Annotated in this window: 7 protein-coding genes; 3 read left to right on the forward strand and 4 right to left on the reverse strand. The window is 72.2% G+C overall.

What is annotated here, in order from left to right; translation table 11 throughout:
* Both xdhA and xdhB read left to right on the forward strand, forming a co-directional pair.
* The coding region (gene xdhA / locus QZ500_RS15165) for a xanthine dehydrogenase small subunit (RefSeq protein ID WP_295856241.1) at positions 1–1,386 on the forward strand (1,386 nt) is incomplete at its 5' end.
* Positions 1,383–3,824 carry a xanthine dehydrogenase molybdopterin binding subunit gene (gene xdhB, locus QZ500_RS15170; RefSeq protein WP_295856242.1) on the forward strand — a complete coding sequence of 814 codons (2,442 nt, stop codon included), beginning with the start codon at positions 1,383–1,385 and terminating at the stop codon, positions 3,822–3,824. The genes xdhA and xdhB, both read left to right, overlap by 4 nt.
* A gap of 12 nt (positions 3,825–3,836) precedes the next feature.
* On the opposite strand, the gene QZ500_RS15175 is transcribed toward xdhB, so the two are convergent.
* The gene (locus QZ500_RS15175) at positions 3,837–4,775 is read right to left on the reverse strand and encodes an EamA/RhaT family transporter (RefSeq protein WP_295856243.1); all 939 of its coding nucleotides are present in this window, start codon (positions 4,773–4,775) and stop codon (positions 3,837–3,839) included.
* A gap of 119 nt (positions 4,776–4,894) precedes the next feature.
* On the opposite strand from QZ500_RS15175, the gene QZ500_RS15180 reads away from it, so the two are divergent.
* Positions 4,895–8,110, forward strand: coding sequence for a GAF domain-containing protein (locus QZ500_RS15180; RefSeq protein WP_295856244.1), 3,216 nt, complete (start codon positions 4,895–4,897; stop codon positions 8,108–8,110).
* Here QZ500_RS15180 and QZ500_RS15185 read toward each other — a convergent pair.
* The 3 genes from QZ500_RS15185 to QZ500_RS15195 form a co-directional block, all read right to left on the reverse strand.
* Complete coding sequence (locus tag QZ500_RS15185; RefSeq protein ID WP_295856245.1) at positions 8,107–9,264, reverse strand: alpha-hydroxy acid oxidase; 1,158 nt, start codon at positions 9,262–9,264, stop codon at positions 8,107–8,109. The two genes, QZ500_RS15180 and QZ500_RS15185, sit on opposite strands and share 4 nt — an antisense overlap.
* A gap of 133 nt (positions 9,265–9,397) precedes the next feature.
* Positions 9,398–10,072: a GntR family transcriptional regulator gene (locus QZ500_RS15190; RefSeq protein ID WP_295856247.1), complete on the reverse strand. Its 675-nt coding sequence runs from the start codon at positions 10,070–10,072 to the stop codon at positions 9,398–9,400.
* A 110-nt stretch (positions 10,073–10,182) separates the two neighbouring features.
* On the reverse strand, positions 10,183–11,244 hold a 1,062-nt coding region (locus QZ500_RS15195; RefSeq protein WP_295856246.1), incomplete at its 5' end, for a zinc-dependent alcohol dehydrogenase family protein.

The raw sequence follows: 11,244 nt of genomic DNA on the forward strand, positions 1-11,244 counted from the left end.
GGCGAAGGCGACTGCGGCGCCTGCACCGTGGTGCTGGGCGAGCGCACCCTGGCCGCCGACGGCACGCCCGGCGTCGCCTACCACGCGATCAACGCCTGCATCCGGCTCGCGCATTCGATCGACGGCATGGCGCTCTGGACCGTCGAGGATCTGGCGGCCGACCCGCTGCTGCAGGGCCCGGGCACCGCGGACGCCCGTGCGCTGCATCCGGTGCAGGAAGCGCTGGTGCAGTGCCACGCCTCGCAGTGCGGCTTCTGCACCCCCGGCTTCGCGATGAGCCTGTTCGGCATGTACCAGAACCGCATCTGCCGCGGCGAGACGGTGACCCGCGCGGTGGCGCAGGAGGACCTGTCGGGCAACCTCTGCCGCTGCACCGGCTACCGGCCGATCCTGGAGGCGGCCGAGCGCATGGCCGCGTTGCCGGCGGTCACGGTGGACGAAGCCGCCCTGCTACGGAAACTGGAGCAGATCGCGCCCGCTGCGCCTGCGCCGGAGCACGATTTCGCCTACGAATCCCCGCCCACGCTGGCCGCCCTGCTGCAGGCGCGCGCCGACCGGCCGCAGGCGCAGCTGGTCGCCGGCTGCACCGACGTCGGCCTGTGGGTGACCAAGCAGCACCGGCGCTTCGACGCGGTGCTCGACGTGACCCGCGCGGCCGAGCTGCGCCGCATCGAGCGCACCGCCGCCGGCCTGCGCATCGGCGCGGCCGCGACGCTGCAGGATGCCTACGCCGCGCTCGCCGCGGACCGCCCGCAGCTGCGCGCCTTCGCCGCCCGCTTCGCCGGGCTGCCGGTACGCAACTCGGGCACGCTCGGCGGCAACGTCGCCAACGGCTCGCCGATCGGCGACTCGATGCCGCTGCTGATCGCGCTGGGTGCACAGGTCGTCCTGGCGAGCGTGCGCGGCGAACGCGCGATGCCGCTCGAAAACCTCTACCTCGCCTACCGCCGGACCGCGATGGCGGCCGACGAGATCGTGGCCTGGATCGACGTGCCGGCGCCGACGGCCGGCGAACGCATGGCCGTCTACAAGGTGAGCAAGCGCATGGACGACGACATCTCCGCCGTCTGCCTGGCGCTCCGGCTGGAGCTGGCGGACGACGGCACGGTCCGCAGCGCCTCGGTCGGCGCCGGCGGCGTGGCCGCCACGCCGGTCCGGGCGCGCGCCACCGAGGCGGCGCTGGCCGGCCGGCCCTGGACCGCCGCGACCGCCGCCGCCGCCGGCGCGGTACTGCAGGACGAATTCCAGCCGATCTCCGACATGCGCGCCTCGGCCGCCTACCGGCGCGCGGTGCTCGGCAACCTGCTGCAGCGCTTCTGGCTGGAAGGCGAGGGATTGCAGCAGGTGAGCCTGGCGACGCTGGTGCTAGACGAGGAGTTGGCATGAACACCCGCGACACCCTCCCCTCGGTCAGCCGCGACGTGGAGGACGCGCCGCAGGTCGTCGCCGCCGACGCCCGCGCCGACGTGGTGGACGCCGCCCAGCCGCACGATCCGGGCGCCACCTCCCTCACGCCCGCAGCGCCGGCGCACGCCGCCGGCCGGTCGCACTTCCACGAGAGCGCCCGCGCCCAGGTGGCCGGTGCGGCCACCTACACCGACGACATTCCCGAGGTGCGCGGCACGCTGCATGCGGCGCCGATCCTCTCGACCGTCGCCCACGGCCGCCTGCGCGGCGTCGATGCGGCGCCCGCACTGGCGATGCCCGGCGTGCAGGCGGTCGTGCTGCACACCGACATCGCCGGCGACCCGATGCTCGCCGCCTTCGCCCACGACGAGCCGGTCTTCGCCTTCGAGACGGTGCAGCACGTCGGCCAGGTGCTCGGCCTGGTCGTGGCCGACAGCGCGATGGCCGCCCGCCGCGCCGCCCGCCAGGTGCGCCTGGACATCGAGCCGCTGCCCGCGGTGCTCACCCCGCGCGAGGCCCATGCGGCGCAAAGCTACGTGCTGCCGCCGGTGACGGTGGCGCGCGGCGACGCGCCCGGCGCGATGGCCGCGTCGCGCCACACGCTGGCGGGCAGCCTGGAGGTCGGCGGCCAGGAGCACTTCTATCTGGAAGGCCAGGTCGCCTACGCCCTGCCGCTGGAACAGGACCAGTGGTGGATCCACTCCAGCACCCAGCACCCGGGCGAGGTGCAGCACTGGGTGGCGCATGCGCTCGGCGTGGACCTGCATGCGGTGAAGATCGAATGCCGACGGCTCGGCGGCGGCTTCGGCGGCAAGGAGACGCAGGCCGGCCACCTGGCGGTGTGGGCCGCGCTCGCCGCGAAGAAGACCGGCCGCCCTGTCAAGCTGCGGCTGGACCGCGACGACGACTTCCTGGTCACCGGCAAGCGCCATCCGTTCGCCTACGACTGGCAGGTCGGCTTCGACGACACGGGGCTGGTCACCGCGCTCGACCTGACGATGCTGGCGAACTGCGGCTTCTCGGCCGACCTGTCGGGGCCGGTCGCCGACCGGGCGGTGTTCCATGCCGACAACGCGTATTTCCTGTCGGACGTGGTGATCCGCAGCTTCCGCTGCCGCACCAACGTGCAGAGCCACACCGCCTTCCGCGGCTTCGGCGGACCGCAGGGCGTGGTCGTGATCGAGACGATCCTGGGCGATATCGCGCGGCACCTGGGGCTGGACGCGCTCGACGTGCGGATGCGCAATCTCTACGGCACCGCCGAGCGGAACGTCACCCACTACCAGATGCAGGTGGAAGACAACATCCTGCAGCCCCTGCTATCGAAACTGGAGCACACCGCGCAGTACCGGCGCCGGCAACAGGCGATTTCCGGCTGGAACGCCACGCACACGACGGTCAAGCGCGGCCTGGCGATCACGCCGGTGAAGTTCGGCATCAGCTTCACCGCCACGCTGTTCAACCAGGCCGGCGCGCTGGTGCACGTCTACACCGACGGCAGCGTGCAGGTGAACCACGGCGGCACCGAGATGGGCCAGGGGCTGCACACCAAGGTGGCCCAGATCGTGGCCGACGAACTGGGCATCGCCTTCGAGCGGGTGCGCGTCACCGCGAGCGATACCAGCAAGGTCCCGAACGCCTCGGCCACCGCCGCCTCCGCCGGTACCGACCTGAACGGCCGCGCCGCCCAGTTCGCCGCCCGCAACGTGCGGGACAACCTGGCGAGCTTCGTCTGCGGGCTGGACGGCTGCGGCGCCGGCGCGATCCGCTTCGAGGGCGGCAAGGTCCATTCGCCGAAAACGGTGCGCGACTTCGGCGCGGTGGTCGGCATGGCGTACGCCAACCGCATCCAGCTCTGGAGCGACGGCTTCTACCGCACGCCCAAGATCCACTACGACAAGACGACGCTGACCGGCCGGCCCTTCTACTACTTCGCCTACGGCGCCGCAGCGACCGAGGTGGCGATCGACACCCTCACCGGCGAGAGCCGGGTGCTGAAGGTGGACATCCTCCACGACGTGGGCCGCAGCATCAATCCGGCGATCGACGTCGGCCAGATCGAGGGCGGCTTCGTGCAGGGCATGGGCTGGCTCACCACCGAGCAGCTGGTCTGGAACGACAAGGGCCTGCTCACGACCCACGCACCCAGCACCTACAAGATCCCGGCGACCGGCGACATCCCCGCGCATTTCAAGGTGGACCTGTGGCCGGAGCCCAACCGCGAGGACAACGTCTTCGGCAGCAAGGCCGTCGGCGAGCCGCCGTTCATGCTGGCGGTCAGCGTGTACGAGGCGCTGCGCAACGCGGTGGCGGCCGCGCGCGCGGATGGCGGACCGGTGCGGCTGGAGGCGCCCGCGACGGCCGAGAACGTGCTGCGTGCGCTCGGCGGCTTGGCCGAGCCGACCGCCGGCCGCTGAGGCGCCGGCGCGTCAGAGCTGCAGGCACACCCCGACCAGCCCCGCCGCGACCAGCAGCAGCCCGGCCTTCTCCACGCTGGTCAGCTGCTCCCGGAAGATGCGGCGGGACACGAGGTAGCTGAAGAACACCTCGGCGAGTCCCAGGGTGCGCACGTCGGCCGCCGGCCGCAGCGCCATCGCGGTGAGCCAGCCGATCGAGGCGAGCGCGCCCATCGTGCCGGCCACCAGCGACAGCCGCCAGGCCCGCACGATCACGCCGAGCGCGGCGGGCGAACGCCACAGCAGCCAGCCGCCGAGCAGCAGGCTCTGCAGCAGCTGCGCCCAGACCACGTTCCAGGCGCCGATCAGCCACGGCGAGACGCCCGGCAGTTCCAGCGCCGCGCCCCGGTAGCCGACCGCCGACAGCGCGAAACCGGCTCCGGATGCCAGCCCGTACAGCACCGCCCGGGTGCCGGCACCGGCCGCAGCCGTCCCACCGGCGCCCGGCTTCGGCCGCGACAGCAGCACCACGCCGACCGTGGCCGTGACCATCGCGGCCAGCGCCATCGCACCCGGCAGTTCGTGCAGGAACACGGCGGAGAAGGCGGCGACCTGCAGCACCTCGGTCTTCGACCAGGTCACCGCGACGATGAAGTTGCGCTGCTGCATCGCCATCAGCAGCATCGCGGTGGCGCCTAGCTGCGCCACTGCCCCGGTGGCCAGCCAGGCCGCGTAGCCGCTGCCGAAGACCGGCGGCAGGCTGCCGGCCAATGCCCCGTCCCACCCGTGGCGGACCACCAGCAGCCAGGCCACCGCGACCGGCAGACCGTAGAGGAAGCGCACCAGCGTCGCCGCCAGCGTGCCGGCGGTCGCGGTCAGGGTGCGCTGGGCGGCGTTGCGCACCGTCTGCGCCAGGGCGGCGGCCAGCACGATCGGGATCCAGGCCCAGGGGGCGGCAGCAGCGAACGACATCGGGAACGGTCCCAGGGCAACGGCGATCACCGAGCGTAGCGCGCCGGCCACGCCCCGGCCATCGGCAAGCACGACGCCAGACGTATGCGCCGGGCGTGGCCCGGACTACCATCGCGCCCATGCCGCACGACTCCGCGCCCGACGCCTTCGACTCCCGCATCCTGGCGCTGCTGCGGGCGCAACGCAGCGTGCTGGCGCGCATCGGCGACGGCGGCCGGCTCGCGGACGCGCTGCAGTTCCTCGCGCAGGCGGTCGAGGGCGATGCCGACGGCCCGCACCATGTGTCGTTCCTGCTGGTCGATCCGGACCGCCGCACGCTGCGCCTGGCGGCGGCCCCGTCCCTGCCCGCCGCCTACAACGCCGCGGCCGACGGTTTCCCGATCGGGCCGGACGGCGGCTCCTGCGGCACCGCCGCCCACCTCGGCCTGCCCGTCTATGTGGAGGACATCGCCTCCGACCGGCGCTGGGCGCACTACCGCGACGTCGCCCTCTCCTTCGGGCTGCGCGCCTGCTGGTCCGCCCCGATCTGCGACCCCCGCGGCACCGTGCTGGGCACCTTCGCCACCTACTACCGCGCGCCGCGCTGGCCGACCGCCGACGACATCGACGCGATGGCACTGGTCGTCGAGACCGCCGCCCTCGCGATCGAGCGCCACGACCACCACCAGGCGCTGAACGCCAGCCGCGCGGCGCTAGCCCTCGCCACCGATGCCGCCGAGGTCGGCATCTGGGACCTGGACCTGCGCACCGACACGCTGCAGTGGTGCGCGCGCACCAAGGCGATGTTCGGCATCGCGCCGGGTGCACCGTGCAGCATGGCCGACTTCTATGCCGGCCTGCACCCGGCCGACCGCGAGGCCACCAGCGCCGCCTTCGCGTCGGCGATCGACCCGGCACAGCGCACGATCTATGACGTCGAGTACCGCACCGTCGGCCGGGACGACGGCGTGGTGCGCTGGGTCGCGGCGCGCGGCCGCGGCGTGTTCGACGACGAGGGCCGCTGCATCCGCGCGCTCGGCACCGCCATCGACATCACCGCCCACCGCGCGGCGGACGCGCACCAGGCCTTCCTGCTGGCCTTCGTGGACCATCTCCGGCCGCTGTCGGCCCCGCGCGAGATCCAGGCCGAAGCCGTGCGGCTGCTGGGCAGGCACCTGGGCGCCAGCCGCGTCGGCTATGCGGAGGTCGGCGCCGACGGGGCCACCGCGGTGCTGGAAGTGGACCATGTGGACGGTGTGGCCTCCCTCACCGGGGCCTACCCGACCGAAGCGTTCGGCGCTGGCACCGTCGGCGCGCTGCGCGCCGGGCTGACCGCCGTCGCGACCGACGCCACCGCCGATCTGGCCAACGCCGCGGCCTGCCTGGCCGACCTCGACATCCGCGGAATGGTCGCGGTGCCCTTCCTGCGCGACGGCCGCCTGCGCGCGGCGCTGTACGTGACTCAGCGGGTTCCGCGGAGCTGGACCCGCGAGGAAGTCGCGGTGACCGAGGAGGTCGCGGCCCGCACCTGGGACGCGCTGGAGCGGGCGCGGGCCGAAGCGGCGCTGCGCGAGGAAAGCCGGGCACTGGAAACCCTGAACCACACCGGCGCGATGCTCGCGGCCGAACTCGACCTCGGCAGCCTGGTCCAGCGGGTGGTGGACGCCTGCCGGGAACTGACCGGCGCGGCCTACGGCGCTTTTTTCTACAACGTGCTCAATCCCGCGGGCGAGCACCTGCTGCTCTACACGCTGTCGGGCGCGGCGCCCGAGGCATTCGCGCAGTTCGGCATGCCGCGCTCGACCGGCGTGTTCGCGCCGCTGTTCCGCGGCGAGGCGGCGATCCGCTCGGACGACATCACCCAGGACACGCGCTACGGCCGTTTCCCACCCTACCACGGCATGCCGCCGGGCCACCTGCCGGTACGCAGCTACCTGGCGGCGCCGGTCATCTCCCGCAGTGGCGAGGTGATCGGCGGCCTGCTGTTCGGTCATCCGTCGCCGGGGGTGTTCACGCCGCGGGCCGAACGCCTCGCCACCGGCATGGCCGCGCAGGCCGCGGTGGCGATCGACAATGCCCGGATGTTCCAGGCGGCGCAGTGCGACCGCGACACGCTGGAGCAGCGCGTCGCCGAGCGCAGCGCCGAACTGCAGCTGGCGCACGAGCAGCTGCGCCAGTCGCAGAAGATGGAAGCGGTCGGGCAGCTGACCGGCGGCATCGCGCACGATTTCAACAACCTGCTGCAGGGCATCACCGGCTCGCTGGAGATCGTCCGGCGGCGGGTGGACCAGGGCCGCACCGACGACCTGCCCCGCTTCATCGCCGGGGCGATGGCGTCGGCGCAGCGCGCCGCATCCCTCACCCACCGGCTGCTCGCCTTCTCGCGGCGCCAGCCGCTCGACCCGAAGCCGGTGCGCGCCAACCCGCTGGTCGTGTCGATGGAAGAGCTGCTGCACCGCACGCTCGGCGAGCGGATCGGGCTGGAACTGCGGCTGGCCGACGACCTGTGGCCGACGCTGTGCGATCCGCACCAGCTCGAAAGCGCGATCCTCAACCTCTGCATCAATGCCCGCGACGCGATGCCCGACGGCGGCCGACTCGTCGTCGCGACCGGCAATCAGGAGGTCGACGCAGGCGAAGCCGCACGGCTCGGCGAGATCGCGCCCGGCCCGTATGTCTGCATCGCAGTGACCGACAGCGGGTTCGGCATGTCGCCGGATGTCTGCGCCCGGGCGTTCGAGCCCTTCTTCACCACCAAGCCGCTCGGCCAGGGCACCGGGCTCGGCCTGTCGATGATCTACGGCTTCGCGCGCCAGTCCGAAGGCCATGCCCGGATCGACAGTGCGCCCGGCGCAGGCACGACGGTACGCCTTTATCTGCCGCGCCACCGCGGCGACGCGCCGGACGACGCGCTGCCCGCCGTGGTGCCGGCCGACGAGCACCGTGCCGCGCCGGCCGAGACCGTGCTGGTGGTGGAGGACGAGGCGGTGGTGCGCGGCCTGATCGTCGAGGTGCTCGCCGGCCTGGGTTACCGGGCGCTGGAGGCGGCCGACGGCCCGTCCGGCCTGGCGCTGCTGCAGTCGCCGCAGCGCATCGACCTGCTGGTCACCGACATCGGCCTGCCGGGCCTGAACGGCCGGCAGATGGCCGATGCCGCCCGGCTGCTGCGGCCGGCGCTGCCGGTGCTGTTCATGACCGGCTATGCGGAGACTGCGGCGCTGGCCGGCGGTTTTCTCGACCACGGCATGGAACTGATCACCAAGCCGTTCGCGATGGACGCGCTGGCCGGCCGGCTGCGGGCCATGATGGCCGCCGGCGGCACCGGGAGCGCAGCCGCCACTGTAGCCGCGCCTTAGTAGCTGCCGGGCAGCAGGATGCTGCGGTCTACCGTCTCGATGCCGGTGCGGCCGCAGAAGGCCATGCTCAGGTCGAGTTCCTTGTGGATGATCTGCAGCGCGCGGGTCACGCCCGCCTCGCCGAAGGCCCCCAGCCCGTACAGGAAGGCCCGGCCGATCAGCACGCCGCGGGCGCCGAGCGCGCGGGCGCGCAGCACGTCCTGGCCGCTGCGCACGCCGCCGTCCATCCAGACCTCGATCTCGCGCCCGACCGCCTCGGCGATCGCCGGCAGCGCGGCGATGGAGGATGGCGCCCCGTCGAGCTGCCGGCCGCCGTGGTTCGACACGATCAGCGCATCGGCCCCCGAATCGACGGCGCGGCGCGCGTCCTCGGCATCCAGGATGCCTTTCAGGATCAGCTTGCCGCCCCAGCGCTTCTTGATCCACTCCACATCGCCCCAGTTGAGCTGCGGGTCGAACTGCTGCGCGGTCCACGCGCCGAGGGAGGACAGGTCGGTCACGCCCTTGGCATGGCCCGCGATGTTGCGGAAGGTGCGGCGCGGCGTGTGCAGCATGTTCCAGCACCAGCGCGGCTTGGTCGCGAGGTTCAGCAGGTTGCGCAGCGTCGGCTTCGGCGGCGCCGACAGGCCGTTGACGATGTCCTTGTGCCGCTGGCCGATGATCTGCAGGTCGAGGGTGAGCTGCAGCGCGCTCACGTTGGCCGCCTTGGCGCGGTCGATCAGGCGCTCGATGAAGTCGCGGTCGCGCATCACGTAGAGCTGGAACCAGAACGGATGGCGGTCGGTCGCCTCGGCCACGTCCTCGATCGAGCAGATGCTCATCGTCGAGAGGGTGAACGGTATGCCGAAGGCCTTGGCTGCGCGCGCCGCCAGGATCTCGCCGTCGGCCCACTGCATGCCGGTGAGGCCGGTCGGCGCGATCGCCACCGGCATCGCCACGTCCTGGCCGATCATGGTGGTGCGGGTGCTGCGGTTGTCCATGTTCACCGCCACCCGCTGACGGAACAGGATCTTCTGGAAATCGCTCTCGTTGGCGCGGTAGGTGCTCTCGGTCCAGCTGCCGGAGTCGGCATAGTCGTAGAACATGCGCGGCACCCGGCGGCGGGCCACGCGGCGCAGTTCCTCGATGTGGGTCATGTGGGTCAGGTCAGTCACGGGGCGTCTCCTTGCGTGCCGCATCGTAGGGCGGCGGGCCGCTGCCTGGCGTGAAGAAATTTCGCCGGATCCGCCATTCCGCTCACGCGCCCGGCCCATGCCGGCGCACGCGGCATTGGATTGAGCCGTTACGTCATAACTTCACGACGTTCGGCCCCGGCCCGAGCATCGCCAGTTTCGCAGTACGCAGATGGCAGGACATGACGCAGCGCGCCCAGTCGCTGTCGCGGCAGGCGAAGGCGTCGAGCAGTTCGCGGTGGTGGTGGAAGATGCGGTCGAGCTGGTGGGCCGACAGGCGCCGCCGGGTGCGCTGAATGATCTGGATCTCGAGCGACTGCACCCGCATGTGCGCGAGCCGCGGGTTCTGGGCGGTATCGCTGATCAGCGCATGGAAATCGCGGTTGAGCGGACTGATGCGCACCAGGTTGTCTTCCGCGATGTCGGCGCCGCGGGATTCGATCTCGTCCTGGATCTGGTGCATGCGCGCCAGTACCGGCGCGGTCATGTGGCGCGCCGCATGGGCCGCGAGTTCGGGTTCGAGCAGGATGCGGGCGTCGTAGATCGCCTCCACCTCTGCGGCGTCCCAGGTCCGCACGAACGTTCCGCTGTTCGGCTGGAAATGCAGGAAGCCGTCGGACACCAGCCGTCGCATCGCTTCGCGTACCGGCGTGCGCGACAGGCCGAGCAGGTCCGAGACCTGCTGTTCGGTGATGCGCTCGCCCTCCCGGTAGGTGCCGTTGAGGATGTGGGTCCGGATATGGTTGTACGCCAGATTGGCGGACGAAGCGGATTTCGGAATGGTGGTCATCGTCACGGCAGAAGGAGCCTGCCCGGGAGTGTATGCACAGCACCCCGTACCCGCCACGGCGCGTATGGCGGTCGCAAGTGGAAGCCCCTGGCGCCCCGCGGCAATCCGCTTCAGGCGTCGTCGAATACGACCACCTGGCGTACGGCCCGGCCTTCGTGCAGACGGTCGAATCCCTCGTTGATGTCGTCCAGCCGCAGCCGGCCGCTGAGCAGCCGATCGACGGGCAGCCGGCCCTGCCGGTAGAGCGCGATGTACCGTGGAATGTCGCGAGAAGGCACGCAGGTGCCGATGTAGCTTCCCTTGACGGTGCGCTCCTCGGCGACCAGGCTCACCGCCGGCAGCGCCATCGTGGCGCCCGGTGGCGGCAGCCCGGCCGTGACGGTGAGGCCGCCTCGCGCCGTGACGGCATAGGCCAGTTCCAGTGCCCGGACCGACCCGGCAAACTCGAGTGCGCATTCCACGCCGCCCTGGCTCAGCGCGCGGATGCTTGCCACCGCGTCCGGGCTCCCGGCGTTGACCGCGTGCGTCGCGCCGAGTGCGAGCGCCTGTGCCAGTTTGTCGTCCGACAGGTCCACCGCGACGATCTGCCGGGCGCCGGCCGCGTGCGCCCCGAGTACCGCCGCCAGCCCGACCCCGCCGAGGCCGATCACGGCGGCGCTCTGACCAGCCTGCAATCCGGCCGTATTGATGACGGCACCGACGCCCGTCAGCACCGCACAGCCGAAAAGCGCGGCCTCGACCAGTGGAATGCCGCGGTCGATCTTGACCACCGAATGCCGGGATACGACCGCGTGTTCTGCGAACACCGAGCAGCCGAGGTGGTGGTGGACCGGCTGGCCGACGTGCGAGATGCGGCGTGCACCCGACAGCAGCGTGCCGGCACCGTTGGCCGCGGCGCCGGGCTCGCAGAGGGCGGGCCGGCCACCCGCACAGGGCTGGCAATGGCCGCAGCTCGGCATGAAGACCAGCACGACATGGTCACCCGGCTCCAGCCCGGCGACGCCGGGTCCGGTCTCGACCACCACGCCGGAGGCCTCGTGGCCGAGCGCCATCGGCAGGGGACGCGGCCGGTCTCCGTTGATCACCGACAGGTCGGAATGGCAAAGCCCGGCAGCCGCGATGCGGACCAGCAGTTCGCCCGGGCCCGGCGGCGCCAGTTCGACCTGCTCGAT

Origin of the sequence: uncultured Xylophilus sp. (assembly GCA_913776965.1) — a bacterium.
Classification (GTDB): domain Bacteria; phylum Pseudomonadota; class Gammaproteobacteria; order Burkholderiales; family Burkholderiaceae_C; genus Xylophilus.

Excerpts from the sequence above, each read along its gene's own strand:
- xdhB (WP_295856242.1), top strand. The coding sequence starts at position 1,383 with ATGAACACCCGCGACACCCTCCCCTCGGTCAGCCGCGACGTGGAGGAC.
- QZ500_RS15175 (WP_295856243.1), bottom strand. The coding sequence starts at position 4,775 with ATGTCGTTCGCTGCTGCCGCCCCCTGGGCCTGGATCCCGATCGTGCTG.
- QZ500_RS15180 (WP_295856244.1), top strand. The coding sequence starts at position 4,895 with ATGCCGCACGACTCCGCGCCCGACGCCTTCGACTCCCGCATCCTGGCG.
- QZ500_RS15190 (WP_295856247.1), bottom strand. The coding sequence starts at position 10,072 with ATGACCACCATTCCGAAATCCGCTTCGTCCGCCAATCTGGCGTACAAC.